This is a genomic window from Shewanella sp. MF05956 (genome assembly GCF_059758055.1).
In genome coordinates, this window is the sequence record NZ_JCAYNV010000024.1 from 1 (window position 1) to 19,552 (window position 19,552).

The window sequence follows — 19,552 nt, forward strand, 5'->3', positions numbered from 1 at the left end:
AATTCTCTTTGAAGTGGTCAATATGCATGGTGTGCTCCCGAAAAAAGGGAGTATAAGATCATAGCGAGATGTTAACGTCAAATAGTGCGTCAAATTGTTCAAAAAACATTCACGATCTCGCCCTGGGATACAGAGCTATTTTGAGAAAATTGATATCGAATAGTTGGTAAGTTATTCATTAAAATTCCTTTTCATCGTATTTTTTTATCATACATCTTTAAGCCTGACGGATTCAATGAGGATTTTACACTCAACTGAAGCATCTGTAGGCTCCGCGCAGCGGCTTAGTTCAACAGCTTATTAAAGGGCCCAATAAATTAATAGTCAGCCGTTTAAGTTATTGATTAATATCATCCTACATTTACGATCTTATTGAAGTAAAGCAATTAATTGTGCCTAACAGACAAAAACAAACCGAGCTTGCACGTAAAGTAGGATTTTCCTTTATTGTACTAAAAATTAAAGACAACAAAATCAGATAATTATGATTTCTCTATTTTTAAAGTGATACAACTAAAGAACGATTTTCAATCGATTTTTAGCGTAAATCGATGAAACACCATTATAACTGTACATAAAATCAGTACGCACCATATAAAAGTGTCAATGCTGATTTTGTCTTTTACGCTTTTGATTTTCACATGCGTAGCATGCGGCTTTGGGGGTTAAGGGGTATCCCCTTGCCCGTAGCTCCTATCCGACCTTTTGGAACAAAAGTGGGATAGGAGCGTACCGGGTTTCGCTGTAGTCCCACTTTTTAAGTGGGCTGCTTTGGCTTCGCACTCACTGAGTGCGAAACGGTTTAAATTGCATTCTTTAAGTGAACAGTTACGTGAAATTAACGCGAAAAAGGTGAAAATTCGATTTCTCAGCAAGATTTATTATCGATTTACGCCCGTAGGATTTGATAAGTTCGTCTGAGAAATGATACAGCTGGTAAGCTTCATCATTTCTCAGGCGATTGTTAGCGTTGTGAAAGCAAATTTTGGCGTATAAAGTCACTCAGAATTGACTGACTGCTGTCATTTGTTCCACCCTACGGTGACCAATTAAATCAAAAAAACGCTCATACAAATCAGTTTCCTCAATCCTACGGGCGAAAATTAGCACCAAAAGTATAAAACGATACAGCTAGTGACCGACTAAGCGGTATGTCGTGCCTAATATCGCATCGGCAAGTGTTCCCCTTGACCCCTTTTCAATCAATCGCTTTATATGGGTTTCAACAAATTCAGCGCGTACTCGACTTTATCCACCACTGGCTTGAGTGTTTTGACATCATATTGCTTACCGTATCGCCCATAAGTGATGTTGTGATAAACGTGTCCGACGATTTGTGCCACCATCGATTCTTCTGTTTGCAGTTGTTTAAGCTCATCAATAAAGGTGTGACGGAATGAATAGGCTGTAGGTCGTTTACCTGCGATAAAGTGTAGTTGGTCGAGTAATTTGCCAAACTCACGACAGAACTTGTGTGACCAAACACCATCACTACTGGGTTGATAATGAAATAACGGACTGCTTGTTAACTGACTGGTTTTTGATGTTCGGTCATTAATGGTTTGAACGAAATCCATAAAACCAAGCTTAATGAGCTTTTGATGCAGCGGAACGGTTCGTTTTGACTGTGCAGTCTTGAGTTGTTGGCTCACGCCCTCATTGGTGACGTGAATGACGTTGATGCCATCGATTACGCTTATATCATTACTGTGTAGCTGACAGGCTTCTGAAGGCCGCAAACCGTGATACAGCATCAATAGTGTTATCCATTTAAAGTCAGCTTGTTTATCGATAAAGTCTTGTGATTGCAGTACGTGTTTTAGTTGTTCTGGTTGCCAGCGCTGACGCGCTAAATCATGTCCAGCTTGATTACTTGGCTTGGACAGTTTTACTTCATCAAACGGGTTAGCGCTGGTGTAGCGCATCAGTTTGCACCATTTAAAGAACTGCGACACCGCCGCTAAGTAGTCTTTATTACTCTTATGGCTTCGACCTTCTTCGAGCAAGCAATCCTTGTATTCCATCGCCTCAGCGCTGGTGATGTCGAATACATCATCTAGGTGGGTTCGCTCAATAAAGTGGCCTATACGTTGATTTAGCTGCTTTACCGTTAACACTGAGACAGACTGCTTTTGTTTAGACGCAATAAACTTAATTAGTGCATCCGTTAATGTGACGTTATCTACTGAATTTGTTTGCTTTTTACTATCCGAACAATTTGAAAAAGCCAAGTTTGTTGATGAGGGATAATTGTCATATGTCGCACTATTATGGGCTAATTGCGTTGGCCGAGTAGGAATAAACTGGATGATTTCTCGCACTGGCTTGGCGTTATCATCAAGCGTATCTGTTACCCCAACAAAGCCTGCACGGGCATCATTAATCAATTGATTAACGTGTGCTTTAAATGCATCAGGCTGTGATTGTGGGGTTAAGCTACTGATTAATGGTCGTAAGATACCCGCCACCACAAGGTTACGGCCAATCGCGATTGAGCGCTGTTTAGTGAGTAAGGATACTTTGATGTCGGCAGCGAAGCCTTTATCACGTAGAGAAGCAGGCAACACCATGCGGGTGTAATAGGTACAATTTGTGGCTCTGAATAGGTACATATGTCTCAGTCATCCGTTTTGGGTCTGAGAATATGATTTTTCAAATGCTAGAAAGCAAAAAAGCCATTGATTATCAATGGCTTTTTCACTTTAGAATGTGGCGGAGGGATAGGGATTTGAACCCTAGAACGGGATAAACCGTTGCCGGTTTTCAAGACCGGTGCATTCGACCACTCTGCCATCCCTCCGAACGCGGTGAATAATAAGGGTATTCACGAAAATGTAAAGCCTTGAAGTGTGCGATGGCGCAACAAATGTGCAATATCGCTCAAAAAGGGCTGCGTTTGCGTGATTTTTGCTCTTTTTATTCTTTCAATGCGTTTTAGCGTGTTGTCTCTATCGCCGTTTTGCTTTGCTGCGTTCCGTTGTGCTTGTTAGCAATCTCTACTGCCTAATATGTTCAGCAGTAGAGGTTGCGACAACAATATAGTGCTTAGTGCACTAAACCACGACGCTTTAATAACGCGTCTGTTGAGGGCTTTTTACCGGCAAAGTCGATATAGCTTTGCATTAGGTCCTGGCTGTTACCTTTTGACAATACGGTGTCGCGGTATTTTTGGCCGTTCTCTTGGGTTAATCCACCGTTCGCCATCATGTGTGCAAACGCGTCTGCAGCAAACACTTCGGTCCACAGGTAGGCGTAGTAACCAGCAGAGTAACCGCCGCCGAAGCTGTGGCTAAAGTAGGTGGTTTTATAACGCGGTGCGATTGGGCTGTAGTCTAAACCGTGTTTTGCCAGTGCTTGTTTTTCAAAAGCAGCAACATCGGTAATTTCAGTGCCAGCAGGAATTGAGTGCCATTCCATATCAAGCAGTGCAGCTGCTAAGTATTCAACGGTGCCAAATCCTTGGTTAAAGGTGTGCGCTTTTAATACTTTAGCCAGTAACTCGGCAGGAATAGGCTCGCCTGTTTGGTAGTGCTTAGCGTAGTTCGCTAGCACGGCAGGGTCGATACTCCAGTCTTCGTTTGCTTGTGATGGAAATTCAACAAAGTCACGAGCGGTTAAGGTCCCAGCTAGGCTTGGGTAGTTAACTTGTGAATATAAGCCGTGAATCGCGTGGCCAAACTCGTGGAATAACGTGCTCACTTCGTCAAAGGTTAACAGTGTTGGTTGACCTTCAGCAGGTTTTGGCACGTTAAGCGCGTTATACACGACTGGTTTAGTGTTTTTTAAGAATGACTGGCTAACAAATTCGTCCATCCATGCACCGCCACGTTTACCCTGACGCGCGTACATATCAAGATAGAACAAGCCTAGTGAGCTGCCGTCTTTGTTAAAGATTTCATAAGCGGTGACGTCTTTGTGCCATACAGGTAAGTCGTTACGTGACTTAAAGGTGATGCCGTACAATTTTTCCATCGCGAAGAATAGGCCGTCGTTTAGTACTGTATTCATTTCAAAGTATGGCTTAACTTGACTGTCGTCTAGGTCATATTTTGCTGCGCGAACTTTTTCGGCGTAGTAAGCCCAGTCCCATGCTTCAAGGGTAAAGTCTTTACCGTCTTTAACGATTTCGGCTTGAATATCAGCGGCTTCAATTTTGGCTTTAACCAAAGCTTTAGGTGCTAAGTCATCTAAAATGCCATAAACCGCTTCTGGGTTTTGCGCCATTTGATCGCCAAGCGAATAAGCGGCCCAGGTTGGGTAACCTAATAGTTTGGCTTTTTGTGCACGCAGTTGGGCGATTTTGATGTTAAGCGGGCTGTTGGTGTCCATTGCGCGATAAGCTGAAGTTTCCCAAAGCTGTTTACGTAAATCGCGGTTTTTAAGACTAGACAGTAACGGTTGGGTGGTGGTGTTAACCAGAGTAATCATGTAACCGGTTTTGCCTGCCGCTTTTGCTGCTGCAGCTAATGATGCGATGTCATTGTCTGACAAGCCGTCGAGCATGGCTTTGTCTTCAACCACTATCACGTCATCTTTAAATGACTTTAAAACGTTTTGTGAGAAGCTGGTTTCAAGCTTAGCAAGCTCGCCGTTTAGTTCACGCATTTGGGCTTTGTCTTCTCCTGACAATTCAGCACCTGCGCGCACAAAGCGTTCGTAATAGACGTCTACTAAACGTAAGTCTTCGCCGGTTAATGTGGCTTTGTTTTTGTAAATGGCTTGAATGCGGGCAAACAGCTTTTCATCTAGGTAGATGTTGTCCATGTGCGCGGTCAACTGAGGCACAACTTGCTCTTCAACACTAATGAAGTTGTCGTCTGAAATTAACCCAGTAAGGTTAAAAAACACGCGCTGAGTGCGGTCTAATATCGCGCCGGTTTTTTCAAGTGCCACAACGGTGTTCTCAAACGTTGGTGCGTCAGCGTTGTTAGTAATGGCTGCGATTTCAGCTTTGTGCTCTTTCATGCCTTGTTCAAAGGCAGGTAGATAGTCAGCTGCATTAAATTTGTCAAACTGCGGCGCCATGTATTGTAATGGGCTTGCGACTAACAGCGCGTTTTCGGCGGTTGCAGGTGCTTTGGTCGTTGTTGTTGGTGCTTCTGCTGTGGTTTTGCTAGTCATTGCGGTGTCTGCTGTTGGTTCTGAACACGCACTAAGCATCAATGCCGCACTTACGGCAGTGGTAATAAGAGTTTTACGCATTAATATATCCTTGGGCACGGCCCGATTGTAGTGCTTTTATGCCTATTTCAAATGTGGTAAATATCGCAAAATAGTGACCATAAAAACGAAAGTAAATACCTTGATACAATACCAAGCCTACGGCTGTAGGCATAGGGTAATGCGATTAACGAAGATTAATTTTTGTAACCAAACTTACCAAGGGTGATATTTGTTGGGTTTTAGTGCTGTTTATGGTGAATTCTAGTGGCTATTTGTGAGTTTTCACGTAGTTTAAAAGAGAGAAAAAGGCATGATGAGGGCGTTAGATGAAAGCTGGTAAGCATGATACACAATTGCTCAAGCTCGCGATGGAGATTGGGATGGGTTACGCACAAAAACGTGGCTTTGACGATTTTGGTAAAGGTATTTCGCCTAAAGACAAAGTGGAATGTATTTATCGATTATTAGTGCAAGACAAGCTAATACAACCGCTTGCCGAAGATAAAGACGACGGCCCCAACCGTAAACATAAATTGATATTGTGGATTAGTAAGCAGTTACCGAAAGAACATGAATTATTGAATTAACATTGATGATGTTTAAAAAAGCCCAGGTGAAATACTATTTCACCTGGGCTTTTTTAGTTTATACGCTTAAAGCTTGATTTGATTAATCAGAATAACCGCCTTAGCGCGATTCAATTTCAACAATTTTTAAGCTGATGAGCTTTTGCTGCCATTGCTGTTGGTTAATTCCTTCTACCCACAACACTGGCGATTGGCGGTGCTGGCCTTTACGCAAATACGTTTCTGGCATACGGACAATGGCTTCCCAGGCTTCTAAGGTTTCGGTTTTGATTAAACCACCCTGATCGTTAAAGAAACTGGCCTCGACATTCACCACGATGACATGTTCGCCACTGGTGCTGTCAAAATCAAATACTAAACCTAATTCGTTATCTTTCCATTGAGTGTTTGCAAGGGTGATTGTAATGCCATCTCTTGCCGTGCGGCCCATTAATTCAGGCTGTGCCATCGCACTGGCGGTTAAGCGCGTGGTAGCCATTGGCGTCACCGTCGTTACAACCGCAGGCTTGGCGTTTGTGGTATCGACAGCCATTTTGGCATCAGCAGTATTCACCGCACTGGTTGCTTGCGCAGCGAGTGCAGTGGCGGCAACTGGTACTGTGGATGTTTGAATCGCCGTAGCAGGTTGCGCCACGGTTTCGGTAATAATGTATTCCCAGGTGAAGTCGTCTTTTAGGCGGACATTAGTGCCGTTTTCTAAGGTGATCACAGCAACATCTGCAGCCATTGCCGCAGGGGCAAGCAATAAAAAGAGGGCTGATGCAATCGCATTAAATTTGGTTTTCATCTATTCATCCTGATTTATGAGTCGTTAATGAGGTAATTCTACGTTTTTTTAAGGGGTAACAGGAAAATATTTTAAGGTGAGTTATAAGCCAAATTTAAGGTTCGTGGCCGCAGTAAATATCAACAAAGACGGGTTATGGCTCATCAAAAAATGTATAACAGCGAGTCGTTTTTCTGGTTTATATCAGTAAATGCTTAAGGTGATTTGGCTCATAAAACGCAACATTGGCCCTAAAAACGGGTTTCGATTTACAGAGTAAAGAGTAAACTCATCCTTAACATGTAAAATTTATACATGAATAAATAATATTTGAGGAGTAGAGTTATGTTTTGTGTGCAATGTGAGCAAACCATTAGAACACCAGAAGGCAATGGCTGTAGTTACTCGCAAGGTATGTGCGGCAAGCTAGCGTCGACGTCTGATATTCAAGATTTATTAATCTATATGCTACAAGGCGTGTCGGCTTATGCTGTTAAAGCGCGTGAGTTTGGCATTGTAGATAACGACATTGACACTTTTGTGCCTAAAGCCTTTTTTGCCACGTTAACTAACGTAAACTTCGACGATGAACGCTTAATTGATTATGCCTACCAGGCACAGACGTATCGCGATCAATTAAAAGCGGCTTACATTGCTGCTTGTAAAAGCAAAGGCGTTGAACCAGAAATGGTGAGTGGCCAAGGTGAACTATTACTGGCGACATCAAAACCTGAAATTTTAGCTCAAGCACCCATTGCACTGCTTAATCGTGGTGACGTAAATGAAGACATTTTAGGCTTACGTTTATTATGCCTATATGGCTTAAAAGGCGCTGCGGCTTATATGGAGCATGCTCGCGTATTAGATCAAACTGATGTTGATGTGGCTGCTGAATTCCATAAAATTATGGCATTTTTAGGCGAAGGCTCTGTTGATGCAGACAAGTTATTTGCGACTGCAATGGAAATTGGCCAACTAAACTATCGCATTATGGCGATGTTAGATTTAGGCGAAACCACCTCTTTTGGCCATCCTGAGCCAACCCAAGTGAATACCAAATCTGTTAAAGGTAAAGCGATTTTAGTGTCTGGTCACGACATGAAAGACTTAGAGCTTATTCTTGAGCAAACCGCAGGCAAGGGTATTAATGTCTTTACTCACGGCGAAATGTTACCAGCACTTGCTTACCCAGCATTTAAAAAATACTCGCATTTAGTCGGTAACTACGGCGGCGCTTGGCAAAATCAGCAAAAAGAATTTGCCACTTTCCCTGGTGCAGTTGTGATGACTTCAAACTGTATTATCGACCCTACAGTCGGCGAATATTCTGACCGTATTTATACCCGCAGTATTGTAGGTTGGCCTGGTGTAACTCACGTTGAAGGTGATGATTTCAGCGAAGTGATTAACAAAGCCCTTGAACTTGAAGGTTTTGCTTATGATGAAATTCCACACATGATCACCATCGGTTTTGCTCGTAATGCCTTAATGGCAGCGGCACCAACCGTAGTTGAAAACGTCAAGAATGGTTCTATTAAGCACTTCTTCTTAATTGGCGGTTGTGATGGCGACAAGTTAGAGCGTAATTACTTTACCGATTTAGCTAAATCAGTGCCTGACGATTCAATTATTTTGACCTTAGGTTGCGGTAAGTACAAATTCAATAAATTAGACTTTGGTGACATCAATGGCATACCACGCTTATTAGATGTGGGCCAATGTAACGATGCTTATTCTGCTATCCAGTTAGCCTTAGCATTAAAAGATATTTTTGAGTGTGACCTTAACGATTTACCGTTGAGCCTAGTGTTGTCGTGGTTTGAGCAAAAAGCGATTGTGGTGCTATTAACTTTGTTATCGCTTGGCGTGAAAAACATCCGTACAGGACCTACTGCGCCAGCATTTTTATCTGAAAATCTAATGAATATTTTAGAGCAGCAGTTTGGTTTACGTGGCACTACTGATGTTGCGTCAGACTTAAAAGCGATGATGAAAGTGGCGTAATTCGCCCTAAAAATCGTGCATTTATGTTACACGTATTTGCACGATAACGATTACAGGCGATATGAGAAGTTCATATCGCGCTCGGTATTTTTTACTGCGTTAAAGGTGTCAAAATGAGTAGTGCTCCCTCAATTGGTTTTTCATTTTCACAAGCGCTTTCTGCCCAAGCGGCAAAAAAGGTGACTCCTGTTATCGATACCCCTGTTTTCAAGACCACGCCTACGGTGCAGCCGCCTGTATTAACAGGCTCGAAGGCACTTTGGGCTGCTGAAAACTGGCAACGAGGAGAGGTGCAACTTCGCTGTATTGAAAAGTGGAATGAAACCCATGATGTGGTGAGCTTTCGATTTCAAGGACTGACACCGGTTAAGTTTAATTTTAAACCGGGACAGTTTATTACCTTTAAACTCGACATTAATGGCGACAAAGTTTATCGCAGTTACACTATTTCATCGTCACCTTCACGGCCATTTTCGTTAGTGGTTACGGTTAAAAAAATCGTTGGTGGTTTGGTGTCTAATTACTTAACAGAGTCGCTCAATGTTGGCGATGATGTGACGGTAACGGGCCCAGATGGCATATTTAACTTGATCGACATTGAAGCCGATAAGTACTTATTGTTAAGTGCCGGTTGCGGTGTCACGCCAATGCATTCTATGTCGCGCTGGCTGTGCGATACCACCACCGACAGCGATATTGCCTTTGTACACAGTGCAAAAACGGTTCATGACATTATGTTTGCCGATTCGATGGCGTCAATGGCATCTCGAAGCCCGAGTTTTAATCTTAATTATGTACTTGAGTCCGACAGTAATAAGCAAGATTTAACTGCTAAACATACCTCTACAGGTTGCGAAGGTGGTCGCTTAAGCTTAGAAACCTTAGTCAAGTTAGTACCCGATTATCAACAACGTACTGTATTTGTATGCGGACCTGAGCCCTACATGGCTGCGGTAAAATTAATGCTTGAAACCGCCGAATTTGATATGAGTCAGTTTAATCAAGAAAGCTTTGGCGCAAGTAGCGCTCTAGGCTTAAAAGCGGCGTTAGACAGTAATCCATCAACTGAACGGTTTATGTTGAGTATTGGTGACAAGCAGGTTGAATTAAGCGGCGATCAAAGCTTACTTGACGGCATAGAGTCTGCAAAATTACCGATGATTGCGGCTTGCCGAACGGGCGTATGTGGTGCATGTAAATGTCAGGTTGTGTCAGGCACTACTGTGTCGTCTAGCAAGATGGCATTAACCGCTGAAGAAATTGCGGCAGGTTTTGTATTGGCGTGCTCGACTAAAATGACCTCGAATGTGCAGTTAAAAATGTGATTGGCTTACCGTAGTAAATACAAGCCGACTTTGTGTTGGTTGGCTGCTACGGTATTTATTGAGTGCGACACATGTAGTAGATTAAAATAGTGGTGTCATTGAGGGAATTAAGTATTGCTGGGCAAAATCATTGGCATCTACAGGTTTCCTCAAATGATAACCCAGCCATGTGTTGGCACCTTGCTTAACCACAAAATCGGCTTGGAATTGATTTTCAACCCCTTCTGCTACCAACGATAATGGTAAATTATTTGCCATGGTGATAATGGTGTTTATTAACTGTCGGCTTTGTTCTGAAGTTTCAAGGTTACGAATAAAACTGCGATCAATTTTAACCGAATTAAACGGGTAGTTTTGCAAATAACTGAGTGATGGATAGCCGGTACCAAAATCATCTAATGACAACCAGATCCCATGATGGTGTAACTTATTTAATATTTTTTGGGCATGTGTAGCTACAATCGTTAATCAAGGGTCCACAAGTATGCGATTAAATTCGCGGGGATCCTTCAGGCTCTGACACCCGTTATCCTTAACTCTTCTTCTCGTTGACTGAATTAATAAAACTAGCAATACTGCTACCATCAATCTTAAATGGATTTTAGGTATGCAAAAACACAACCAGGATGTAATCGAATTAACCCTTAATGATATTCAATCAGATTTATACCATGTAACAGGTAATAGTGAGTTAGCTAAAACTCATGCTGAAGCCTTAGCTATCTATTATCGCGGTGAAGTAATTGATTCATTCAAATACAAACAAAATATTATCCCTAAAGATGATTTAATTTTCTCTAGACATGTTCGCTGGGAGCACTTAAAAGCTCACTCAACTAAACTGAGTAAGAACCTTGTAAAAGCGACGGGCGAACAACGCCCAAAAAATACAGCAGCTCACCATATCGTATCTTGGAGTGATATGAGAGCTGCTAGGTCGAGATTGCGTTTAGCTGCATTTGGTATTGATATAGACTCTGCTGATAACGGCGTCTTTTTACCGAGATTTGTCAAGAATGCGCCTCATACGAATATGCCAAAAGCTTATCCTCACTCAACTATTCATTCTAATTATTATTATATTAACGTAGAACATTTATTAGTTGAGACCATTGTAGAAGGCTTAGGCCGCTTAGGGATTATTGATGTGCTTCAGGAAGTTGGTGAAGATTTAAAAGATGGCACGTTTGAAATTAATAAGAGCTTAAGAGGTTAATAGTTGTGACTACATTTACTAAAGTATACCGTGTGTTGTTTAACCCTGATGAGTACCTAACACTCAATGAAACAAGTTTTGAACAAACAATGCAGCTTACAGAAGGTCAAATAATGCTGTTTGATGGGCGAACAAGTATGAGCTGCAACTGGTCAAAACTTGGTTTGGAGTGGCTCACTGAGCCTTATGAAGCATTTGACGGTTTGGTTAAACCTGACATAGCAGCTTTAGGTGCATCAACGTTTGTGGTTCCATCATATATCGCTTCAATTTTGAAGCCTTTGCTTGATAAACATATAGAACTTTTAGAGTGTGAGGTTGAAGGTGAAAGTTGGTTTGCTTTTAATATCATTGGCTACGATGACGTATTAAATAATGAATTAACCATTATCAACATGCGAAATGGTAAGCCAAGTAGAACAAATCGCTTCAAAAGAATGGTATTTAATAAAAAATCAATCACCAACACTATTCTTTTTAGAGCCAAGAACGTCGGTATACGGTATTTCACTACAGATGCTAAGGATAGTTTATATACATTAGCCAAAGAGAATGGATGGCAAGGTCTGTATTTTGAAGAAGTTGAGCTAGCCGATTAGTGGCTATTCTTAACTATCAATTGTATGTTTACCAGACATTAAGGTAAATGGGATCAGAGTCTGACGAATCCCCACAAAAGAATGAATAAAAATAATGAGATAGGTTTAAAACTGAGAAACATTCATGGCATTTGGTGATCAAATTTATCGCCAAACAAAAATTACCACGAGTCAATGCCATGAATGCAAAACACCTTTTATCAAAATGCCTCTCACTTGTCACCCCCTCCGTTAACGCAAAAAACTTGCCGAAAAGTCTGTTCTCTGCAATTGAAAGCTCAATGAATGGTGGAGCATTATCAATCACAGGGCTTGGCCGTTATATTGAAAGTAAAACCAAGGAAAAGCATAAGATTAAGCGGGTTGATAGGCTTTGCAATAATCATTATCTTCATCGTGATATTGAGTTCATTTATACTCGTATGACCTGCTTGTTCCTCGGAAAAATGAAGCGGCCCATCATTCATATCGATTGGTCAGATCTTGATGACCGTAAGCAGCATTTTCTCATTCGAGCATCTTTGGCGGCTCAAGGGCGCTCATTGATACTTATAGCATACCGATTGAAGGTAAATTCGCCTTCTTGATACTGCGAGTGATAAACCATCCCAAGCTTAGTGACGACATTAATTGAGCCTGTGTTCACGTCCGCCACATCGGCATAAACAATGTCTAAATCCATGTGTGCTTTAGCATAATCAATACATGCCTGATTGGCTTCAGTTGCTAAACCCATACCCCAGTAATCTGGATGTAAACGATAGCCAATATCGACGGCATTAATACGAGTTTCATTTTTAAAACCGCAAAAACCAATCACAGTATTGGTGTCTTTAACGACCACCGCCCAACGGCCAAAACCATACTGTTGATATTCCACCAGCCAAATATTGCGGATGATGTTTTCGGCATCCGTTAACGTGGTGCACACGCCCGCATCGCCGGTATATCGATTCACCTCTTCTGGGGTATTAAAGTGCAACACCGCAGGGGCATCTTCAAGGGTGAACTCTCGGATAATGAGCCTGGGTGTTTCGGTAATCATTTTCATTGGTTTCCCTTATTTTTATTATGCATTGGCAATGATGTCGATCAAACGCCTTACCACCTAGCGTGAGCTTGTGCTAGGTTAACATACTCAATTCCCGACATTTAAGAATAATAATATGACCCGCCTACGTTTTGCTTACCCCATATTGGCGCTTGCACTTACTGCTTCGTCACTGTCATTGAATGCAGTGGCGAATACCAAGCTAGATCAATCAGTAGCTCAAGCCTTACCTAAGCTGGAAAAGCTTTACCTGCATTTACACCAGCATCCTGAGTTGTCGTACCAAGAAAAAGCCACCAGCGAGCGTATGGCCACAGAGCTTAAGCAGCTTGGGTTTGAAGTAACGTCTAATTTTGGCGGTTATGGTGTGGTCGGCATATTGCAAAATGGAGAAGGGCCGGTAGTGATGATCCGCGCTGACATTGACGGCTTACCGATTACTGAACAAACCGGAAAAGACTACGCCTCAACCGTCACCACGGTCGATGCAAACAATAATACTGTGGGTATTATGCATGGCTGTGGTCACGATATTCATATGACCAGCCTTATTGGTACGGCTGAGCAATTGGTAAAACATAAAGCCGATTGGCAGGGCACATTAATGATGGTGGCCCAACCCGCAGAAGAGGTGGGTGGCGGCGCCAAAGCCATGTTAAAACAAGGCCTGTTTAGCCAATTCCCCACGCCAGACAGCATCATTGGTTTGCATGTGAGTGCGTCCATTCCTGCCGGCAAAGTTGGTACTGTGAGCGGTTATGCATTGGCGAATGTCGACTCGGTTGATATTACCATTAAAGGCAAGGGCGGCCATGGCGCTTATCCGCATGCCACTGTTGACCCCGTGGTACTTGCTGCGCGCACTGTGTTGGCATTACAAACCATAGTGAGCCGTGAAGTGTCGCCGTTAGAGCCTAATGTCATCACGGTGGGCTCAATTCATGGCGGCTCAAAGCACAATATTATTTCAGATGAAGTAAAGCTTCAGCTCACCTTGCGCTCATATAACCCTGAGGTGCGCGAACAACAAATTGCGGCGATTAAACGTATCACCGCGGGTATTGCGATGAGTGCTGGCTTGCCTGACGAGTTAGCGCCAGTAGTGTATGTGCATGACGATGAAACTATTCCATCAACGTACAATGATCCAACATTAGCCGCTAAGGTTAAAGCCAGTATTGAAGCTGAGCTTGGCAGTGACAATGTGCTTATTGCACCACCCGTGATGGCAGGTGAAGACTTTGGTTTGTATGGTCTCACACCTGAAAAACGCCCCATTACATTGTTTTGGCTAGGCGGCGTTGATCCTAAGCAATATCAGGCCAGTGTCGACTCGGGCAATGCGCTACCATCTTTGCATTCAAGTCAATTTGCACCCGATTACAAATTAACTATTCGCACGGGTGTTAGGGCTATGACGCGGACTGCGATGGATTTATTTAACCTGAGTTCGGAATAGGGGATGAATTTATACTATTTAAAATCAACATGTTACCCCTTCTCACTTTCAAGCTTGTCATTTGTTCTGCTAACAAGGCGAATTGACGCGTCAATAGCTAGCCTATTGTAAGTCGACTCAACGCAGTTAGCAGGGAAAAGGACTGTTTGAAAGGCGTTTATTATCCCGAGCTCAGGTTATTAATCAAACAGCGCAATAAACGCAAACGAAATCACAACAATAGCGGCTATAATGGCCGCTATTGTTGTGTTTAACCTTGTGGGCATTTTATGATTATTTTTAGCACCAACCTTGGCGATTTTACCGTTGAATTGGAAATGGAACGCGCGCCAGTGTCGTCGAAAAACTTTTTAAAGTATTGTCAGGATGGCTTTTATGAAGGCACGATATTTCATCGGGTAATTAAAGGCTTTATGGTGCAGGGCGGTGGCTTAACAGCCAAAATGAAAGAAAAGCCAACCCGTGACCCGATTGCCAACGAAGCCAATAAAGGCTTAAAAAATGTGATCGGTACTTTAGCGATGGCGCGTACAGATGCACCGCATTCAGCGACAGGGCAGTTTTTTATTAATGTGGCTAACAATGACTTTTTAGACCATACAGGCACTACTAATGCCGGTTGGGGTTATGCGGTATTTGCCAAAGTGACTGCGGGTATGGACGTTATTCAGCAAATGGAACGTGTAAAAACCACCACGCTAGCAGGGCATGAAGATGTACCGCGTGAGCCAATAGTGGTTGAGAAAGTGACCATTGTTGATGAGCCAACGGTTGCTTAACTGGCGATTAGATTGTCATTTTAGAAATGATTATTTAAGTGGTTTTTCTAGCCCAATAAAAAAGGTTCGACAGTGATGTCGAACCTTTTTTTGTCTGCACTTAAGCGGTAAAACCCAAGGGATAAAACCTAGGCGATAAAACTTAAGATGGCATTACTCATAAACATTAAAGTGAGTAACGGATACCAATGGCGACACCGTCATCTTCAGACAGCTCCATTCTTGCTTGTTGATCTTTGTCGGCGCTGCTGAAATCGCTGTAATCGCGACGAGCTTCAAGGTAAACAACGGTATTAACGTCAAATACATAGTGCAAACCCATTACCACAAATTGACGCTTAAATTCGTCTTCTGGATCGGCATTGTAGTTAGGCTGAATCACGTAGTCTTTACCCGCATCAAGGATGTTGTAAGACACAAAGGTACGGATGTTATTATCAAACATATATGAGAATAACGACTCAACACCCACGGCTTTATCAATTAAACGGCCAATATTATCGGTGTCGTGGTTTTCGTTGTGGTTAATATTCGCAGCAGCGTATAAACCATGTTGGTCGAAGTTACCCCAGGTAACCCCCATACCGTAAATGATGTCTTCTGCTGTAGACGTGTTGCCGTTTCCAAACGTCACATCAAATTCGCCACGGTTTACACCCGCAGTGAATACTAATTTGTCTGTTGCTTGGTAAGTTAATGCGCCACCGTAGGTATAGTTGTATTCAACTTTTTGCGCCTCAACGGCACCAGAAGTCCATAAATCTATACAAGCGTCTTCGGTAATATCTTCAATGTCACAGGTATAAAACTCGCTGTTTTTTAACTGTACTTGTACTGCAAAGCTTACGTCGCCAAAGCTGTTGCGGTATTGCACGGTTTTGTCACCGCGGCCGACACCATTTACTGCGCCGTCGTCTTTGTTATAGGTGTAAACACCTGCTGTATTACCGTCCCATACAAAACCATAGTTAGTGTTGTATACCACGTCATACCAAGCACCCCATTGCTTGCCAATAGTGAGGCTGCCGTATTCGTCGTGCGACAAGCCAGCGTAACCTAAACGGTTATAAAAAAACTCTTCTTGAATGGACTCAAAACGATTGTTGTAAACAATGTCTGTGCTACCAACAGGATTAACGCCCCATTCTAATTTTGCATAGGCTTTCCAACCATCATGCAATTGACGTTCAAAACCAAAATTAATACGAGATGCACCGTTAACCACTTCCGTTTCACCTTGAGTGTTGATCACGCGAGCATCAACAAAACCACCAATTTGAACGGCGTTAACGTCGTCTTTAAAAATTTCTGTTGCCGAAACTGAAGGCGCAATCAGAACGCTTGAAATTAATGCAGCAACTAAAGTCTTTTTCATTTTAATCTCTTGTCTTGTTGTTTGAGTAAGCACAGTTTAGTCCATTAACTCATCTATCCATTGAGGCGATGCAGAGTAGCAAACACATTAAGTTTTCTCAAAGTGAAATATGCTCAAAAAGAGCGATATTGCTCATAAAAATTAATCATCAATGACTTAGTATAAATCCGTGTTAACAAGTGGTTAACGCATGAGGTTAGTTGTTAACTTGTGGTTAATTATGCATTTAATGTGATTTTTTATTTTGGTGTGGTTACGATCACTTTTTGAGTATTTCTTTGACCTAGATCGCTATTTTATTCTGCAAATGGCATAGGCTTAACTTAAGGGCTTTGTTTAAAACGTAAATAGAGAGGAGTGACATTATGCAAATGACATTGCAGTTTTTCGGTGCGACTGAAGAGGTTACCGGTTCATGCCACTTACTTACGGTTGGTGGTCAGCAAGTGTTGCTTGATTGCGGACTTATTCAAGGCGGTAAAGCGGATGAATTACGTAATCATGATCCCTTTCCATTTCAACCAGAGCAAATTCACGCGGTGGTGTTAAGCCATGCCCATATTGATCATTCAGGACGACTCGCCTATTTGGTCAAGCAAGGTTATAGCGGCCCCATTTACACTCAACGGGCGACGGCACAATTATGCGACATTATGTTGCGCGACGCTGCGATGCTACAAGAGCGTGATACAGAAAGGACCAATAAAAAGCGTGCTAAGCACGATTTAGAAGAGCTCGAGCCATTGTTTACGGAAGAAGATGTCGAGCAGGTGTTAACCCAGTTTGTGGTTCTCGATTATGGTCAGCGAGTAAAGGTGGCAGACGAAATAGAAGTCTGTTTATCTGATGCGGGGCATATTTTGGGTTCTGCTGTGGTTGAGTTGTGGCTAGGGCAACAACCTGAACAGAAAAAATTGGTGTTTAGCGGTGACTTAGGCCGAGCAGGCATGCCTATTTTGGATGACCCTACCTTTATCGATAAAGCTGATTTAGTGTTGATGGAAAGCACTTACGGCAACCGTTTACACCGCAGCTGGCAGGACACTCTGGTTGAGCTTAAATCCATTTTTAAAACGACCATAAGTGAAAGTCGCGGTAATATTTTAATTCCAGCATTTTCAGTCGGCCGAGCACAAGAGTTGCTGTATCTATTCCATTTGTATGCCAAAGAATGGGATTTATCGCGCTGGCGTATTTGCTTAGACAGCCCAATGGCGATTAAAGCCACACAAGTTTACGTGAACAATTACCCGTTAATGGACGAAGACTTTAAGCGCTTTACGCGTTTATCTCCTGGCAAGCATCCGTTGTTGTCTTGTGCGGAATTTGTCAGCAGCACCGAGGAGTCGATAGAGCTTAACGACATACACGAAGGGTTAATAGTGATAGCGGGAAGCGGCATGTGTAATGGTGGCCGAATTCGTAACCACTTTGTGCATAATTTATGGCGTAAAGAAGCCGACATTATTATTTGTGGTTATCAAGCGTTAGGCACGCCAGGGCGCTTATTGGTGGATGGCGCAGAAGAGCTGACCATTCATGGCCAAAGTATCAAAGTGGCTGCGCGTATTCACACCGTCGGCGGTTTGTCTGCCCATGCTGATCAGGCTGAGTTGCTGCGTTGGTATCATCATTTTGAGGATTCACCTGCCATTATATTGGTGCATGGTGAACCCGAGGCGCAAAAAGTGCTAATACAAGCGCTTAATCAAGATGAGGCCACTAAGCCGAAAAGCAGTGCGATTGCTAAGCGCGGAGATTGTTTGGATTTAACTGCGTTACCCAAACTGGTCTGGCTCAATGCTGCCAGTGAATAATCACAAGTTTAAAACGAAAAGAGATAATGGATGCTTAGCCTGCTGGCTAGGCATCAATTTCGTGTTGCAGCTTTTCAATATCGTCTAAAATCCGCATAAATTTTTGTCCAAAGTCAGTGACTTCGTATTCGACTCTAGGTGGGATTTCGGGATAGTTAATTTTATTCAAAATCCCAAATTCAATGTTTTTCTTCAGGCATTGATTAAGCACTTTAGTGCTGAGCCCATCAACCGATTTAACCATCTCACCGGGACGATTAATGTTATTGGCTAGTAGCTGATACACAGTTAACGACCATTTGCAGCCGTAAATCGTTTCGACCATTCTGGCTGATTTTTCTGGGGCAGACTTTCGCGGAAATAATTTTTCTTTTGTATTCATCAATATGTACCTAAAAGTACCTATGGAACTAAATTGTACTTACTATTCAAGTGGATAGTTTCTCAATAAGCTTATCACACTTATTAGTAACTTAGGTGTCAACAAATGACAGCATTCACTCAAACAACAGCATTAATTATTGGCGGAACCAGTGGTATTGGTTTTGAAACGGCTAAGCAATTAATCTCCCAAGGCTGCGCCACAATTATTGTCGGCAACACCCCTCAAAAGCTCGACGCTGCCGTTGAGCAGTTATCAGTACTGGGCAAGGTCAGTGGTGTTCAAGCTAACTTATACAACGCACAAGATTTACAGCGCGTGGTTGATATGATTGATGCGCTGGACAGTAAAATAGATTATTTGGTTAATGCGGCAGGTTATTTCAATCCTAAGCCATTTTTAGAGCATCAACTGAGTGACTACGACATTTACATGGAGCTTAACAAAGCGATATTTGTGATTTCGCAAGCTGTGGCTAGAAACATGGTTAAGTTTGGCGGTGGCAGTATTGTTAATATTGGCTCTATGTGGGGCAAACAAGCCATTAAAGCGACTCCGTCGAGTGCTTACTCTATGGCAAAAGCCGGTTTACATGCACTGACTCAACATATGGCGATGGAATTAGCAGAGCATAATATCCGCGTAAATGCCGTGTCGCCAGCGGTAGTGATTACCCCAATTTATGAAGCCTTTATTGAGCCAAAAGATGTTGAAAGCGCATTGGCAGGCTTTAATGGATTCCACCCTATTGGCCGCATTGGTACGCCAGTTGATGTTGCAAACAGCGTAACGTTTTTATTGTCTCCACAAGCGGGCTGGGTGACTGGCGCAATTTGGGATGTTGATGGCGGCGTAATGGCAGGCCGTAATTAAGATCAACCGGCCCTAGTAAGCTCATTTTTGTAATGACTGTAAGCCCTTAAATTATTGATGATTTAAGGGCTTGTGTCTTTTTAATCTGATTTAAATCTATTTACTCTTTTGTTCTGGCTTGGCTGCACGTTAAGCTATGCATAATTCTGTAGTGTG

17 protein-coding genes, 1 tRNA gene and 1 pseudogene are annotated in these 19,552 nt (G+C 42.6%); 10 read left to right on the forward strand and 9 right to left on the reverse strand.

Going from position 1 to position 19,552, the window contains the following annotated elements:
* Positions 1-1,211: 1,211 nt before the first annotated feature.
* The 4 genes from AC19MX_RS19545 to AC19MX_RS19560 all read right to left on the reverse strand — a co-directional run bounded on the left by AC19MX_RS19545 (position 1,212) and on the right by AC19MX_RS19560 (position 5,335).
* Positions 1,212-2,612, reverse strand: coding sequence for a site-specific integrase (locus tag AC19MX_RS19545; RefSeq protein ID WP_498299585.1), 1,401 nt, complete (start codon positions 2,610-2,612; stop codon positions 1,212-1,214).
* A 98-nt stretch (positions 2,613-2,710) separates the two neighbouring features.
* Positions 2,711-2,800: transfer RNA gene (locus tag AC19MX_RS19550), tRNA-Ser, on the reverse strand.
* Positions 2,801-3,045: 245 nt separating this feature from the next.
* Positions 3,046-5,202 carry a M3 family metallopeptidase gene (locus AC19MX_RS19555; protein WP_498299586.1) on the reverse strand — a complete coding sequence of 719 codons (2,157 nt, stop codon included), beginning with the start codon at positions 5,200-5,202 and terminating at the stop codon, positions 3,046-3,048.
* Complete coding sequence (locus tag AC19MX_RS19560) at positions 5,195-5,335, reverse strand: hypothetical protein (RefSeq protein WP_498299587.1); 141 nt, start codon at positions 5,333-5,335, stop codon at positions 5,195-5,197. Before AC19MX_RS19560 ends, AC19MX_RS19555 begins: the two co-directional genes overlap by 8 nt.
* A 154-nt stretch (positions 5,336-5,489) precedes the next feature.
* On the opposite strand from AC19MX_RS19560, the gene AC19MX_RS19565 reads away from it, so the two are divergent.
* Positions 5,490-5,750, forward strand: coding sequence for a DUF5062 family protein (locus tag AC19MX_RS19565; protein ID WP_432401101.1), 261 nt, complete (start codon positions 5,490-5,492; stop codon positions 5,748-5,750).
* A 100-nt stretch (positions 5,751-5,850) separates the two neighbouring features.
* Here the strand turns inward: AC19MX_RS19565 and AC19MX_RS19570 are convergent, their stop codons facing one another.
* A complete protein-coding gene (locus AC19MX_RS19570) occupies positions 5,851-6,537 on the reverse strand; it encodes a DUF3157 family protein (RefSeq protein ID WP_498299588.1) in 687 nt (228 codons plus the stop codon).
* A 324-nt stretch (positions 6,538-6,861) separates the two neighbouring features.
* Here AC19MX_RS19570 and hcp point away from each other — a divergent pair, with 324 nt between their 5' ends.
* The gene (gene hcp / locus AC19MX_RS19575) at positions 6,862-8,520 is read left to right on the forward strand and encodes a hydroxylamine reductase (RefSeq protein ID WP_498299589.1); all 1,659 of its coding nucleotides are present in this window, start codon (positions 6,862-6,864) and stop codon (positions 8,518-8,520) included.
* A 113-nt stretch (positions 8,521-8,633) separates the two neighbouring features.
* A complete protein-coding gene (locus AC19MX_RS19580; RefSeq protein WP_498299590.1) occupies positions 8,634-9,845 on the forward strand; it encodes an FAD-binding oxidoreductase in 1,212 nt (403 codons plus the stop codon).
* Positions 9,846-9,926: 81 nt separating this feature from the next.
* On the opposite strand, the gene AC19MX_RS19585 is transcribed toward AC19MX_RS19580, so the two are convergent.
* Entirely contained in the window at positions 9,927-10,307 is a 381-nt protein-coding gene (locus AC19MX_RS19585; protein WP_498299617.1) for an EAL domain-containing protein, read from the reverse strand.
* A gap of 145 nt (positions 10,308-10,452) precedes the next feature.
* Here AC19MX_RS19585 and AC19MX_RS19590 point away from each other — a divergent pair, with 145 nt between their 5' ends.
* The 3 genes and pseudogenes from AC19MX_RS19590 to AC19MX_RS19600 all read left to right on the forward strand — a co-directional run.
* A complete protein-coding gene (locus tag AC19MX_RS19590; RefSeq protein WP_498299591.1) occupies positions 10,453-11,061 on the forward strand; it encodes an AHH domain-containing protein in 609 nt (202 codons plus the stop codon).
* A gap of 5 nt (positions 11,062-11,066) precedes the next feature.
* Positions 11,067-11,660 carry a hypothetical protein gene (locus tag AC19MX_RS19595; protein WP_498299592.1) on the forward strand — a complete coding sequence of 198 codons (594 nt, stop codon included), beginning with the start codon at positions 11,067-11,069 and terminating at the stop codon, positions 11,658-11,660.
* A gap of 179 nt (positions 11,661-11,839) precedes the next feature.
* Positions 11,840-12,211 (forward strand): annotated as a pseudogene (locus AC19MX_RS19600) (IS4 family transposase); the annotation flags it as partial.
* On the opposite strand, the gene AC19MX_RS19605 reads toward AC19MX_RS19600, so the two are convergent.
* The gene (locus AC19MX_RS19605) at positions 12,190-12,711 is read right to left on the reverse strand and encodes a GNAT family N-acetyltransferase (RefSeq protein WP_498299593.1); all 522 of its coding nucleotides are present in this window, start codon (positions 12,709-12,711) and stop codon (positions 12,190-12,192) included. The pseudogene AC19MX_RS19600 and the gene AC19MX_RS19605 overlap by 22 nt on opposite strands.
* 115 nt (positions 12,712-12,826) lie before the next feature.
* Here AC19MX_RS19605 and AC19MX_RS19610 point away from each other — a divergent pair, with 115 nt between their 5' ends.
* Together AC19MX_RS19610 and AC19MX_RS19615 are read left to right on the forward strand one after the other, a co-directional pair.
* Positions 12,827-14,170: a M20 metallopeptidase family protein gene (locus tag AC19MX_RS19610; RefSeq protein WP_498299594.1), complete on the forward strand. Its 1,344-nt coding sequence runs from the start codon at positions 12,827-12,829 to the stop codon at positions 14,168-14,170.
* A 269-nt stretch (positions 14,171-14,439) separates the two neighbouring features.
* Entirely contained in the window at positions 14,440-14,949 is a 510-nt protein-coding gene (locus AC19MX_RS19615; RefSeq protein WP_498299595.1) for a peptidylprolyl isomerase, read from the forward strand.
* Between the two features lie 166 nt (positions 14,950-15,115).
* On the opposite strand, the gene AC19MX_RS19620 is transcribed toward AC19MX_RS19615, so the two are convergent.
* Positions 15,116-16,324, reverse strand: coding sequence for a porin (locus AC19MX_RS19620; protein ID WP_498299596.1), 1,209 nt, complete (start codon positions 16,322-16,324; stop codon positions 15,116-15,118).
* 365 nt (positions 16,325-16,689) lie between these two features.
* Here AC19MX_RS19620 and AC19MX_RS19625 point away from each other — a divergent pair, with 365 nt between their 5' ends.
* Positions 16,690-18,141 (forward strand): MBL fold metallo-hydrolase RNA specificity domain-containing protein, encoded by a 1,452-nt coding sequence (locus AC19MX_RS19625; RefSeq protein ID WP_498299597.1) that lies wholly within the window; start codon positions 16,690-16,692, stop codon positions 18,139-18,141.
* Between the two features lie 46 nt (positions 18,142-18,187).
* Here AC19MX_RS19625 and AC19MX_RS19630 read toward each other — a convergent pair whose 3' ends face one another.
* Positions 18,188-18,523 carry a winged helix-turn-helix transcriptional regulator gene (locus tag AC19MX_RS19630; protein WP_432401119.1) on the reverse strand — a complete coding sequence of 112 codons (336 nt, stop codon included), beginning with the start codon at positions 18,521-18,523 and terminating at the stop codon, positions 18,188-18,190.
* 105 nt (positions 18,524-18,628) lie between these two features.
* Here AC19MX_RS19630 and AC19MX_RS19635 point away from each other — a divergent pair, with 105 nt between their 5' ends.
* Positions 18,629-19,396, forward strand: a complete 768-nt coding sequence (locus tag AC19MX_RS19635; protein WP_498299598.1) for an SDR family NAD(P)-dependent oxidoreductase — start codon at positions 18,629-18,631, stop codon at positions 19,394-19,396.
* The last annotated feature ends 156 nt before the right edge of the window (positions 19,397-19,552 follow it).

What these genes read in the sequence shown, in the direction of transcription:
- AC19MX_RS19580 (WP_498299590.1), top strand. Translation starts at nt 8,634, where the DNA reads ATGAGTAGTGCTCCCTCAATTGGTTTTTCATTTTCACAAGCGCTTTCT.
- AC19MX_RS19620 (WP_498299596.1), bottom strand. Translation starts at nt 16,324, where the DNA reads ATGAAAAAGACTTTAGTTGCTGCATTAATTTCAAGCGTTCTGATTGCG.
- AC19MX_RS19635 (WP_498299598.1), top strand. Translation starts at nt 18,629, where the DNA reads ATGACAGCATTCACTCAAACAACAGCATTAATTATTGGCGGAACCAGT.
- AC19MX_RS19545 (WP_498299585.1), bottom strand. Translation starts at nt 2,612, where the DNA reads ATGTACCTATTCAGAGCCACAAATTGTACCTATTACACCCGCATGGTG.
- AC19MX_RS19630 (WP_432401119.1), bottom strand. Translation starts at nt 18,523, where the DNA reads ATGAATACAAAAGAAAAATTATTTCCGCGAAAGTCTGCCCCAGAAAAA.
- AC19MX_RS19560 (WP_498299587.1), bottom strand. Translation starts at nt 5,335, where the DNA reads ATGCCTACAGCCGTAGGCTTGGTATTGTATCAAGGTATTTACTTTCGT.
- AC19MX_RS19590 (WP_498299591.1), top strand. Translation starts at nt 10,453, where the DNA reads ATGCAAAAACACAACCAGGATGTAATCGAATTAACCCTTAATGATATT.
- AC19MX_RS19565 (WP_432401101.1), top strand. Translation starts at nt 5,490, where the DNA reads ATGAAAGCTGGTAAGCATGATACACAATTGCTCAAGCTCGCGATGGAG.
- AC19MX_RS19605 (WP_498299593.1), bottom strand. Translation starts at nt 12,711, where the DNA reads ATGAAAATGATTACCGAAACACCCAGGCTCATTATCCGAGAGTTCACC.
- AC19MX_RS19615 (WP_498299595.1), top strand. Translation starts at nt 14,440, where the DNA reads ATGATTATTTTTAGCACCAACCTTGGCGATTTTACCGTTGAATTGGAA.
- hcp (WP_498299589.1), top strand. Translation starts at nt 6,862, where the DNA reads ATGTTTTGTGTGCAATGTGAGCAAACCATTAGAACACCAGAAGGCAAT.
- AC19MX_RS19625 (WP_498299597.1), top strand. Translation starts at nt 16,690, where the DNA reads ATGCAAATGACATTGCAGTTTTTCGGTGCGACTGAAGAGGTTACCGGT.
- AC19MX_RS19610 (WP_498299594.1), top strand. Translation starts at nt 12,827, where the DNA reads ATGACCCGCCTACGTTTTGCTTACCCCATATTGGCGCTTGCACTTACT.
- AC19MX_RS19570 (WP_498299588.1), bottom strand. Translation starts at nt 6,537, where the DNA reads ATGAAAACCAAATTTAATGCGATTGCATCAGCCCTCTTTTTATTGCTT.
- AC19MX_RS19555 (WP_498299586.1), bottom strand. Translation starts at nt 5,202, where the DNA reads ATGCGTAAAACTCTTATTACCACTGCCGTAAGTGCGGCATTGATGCTT.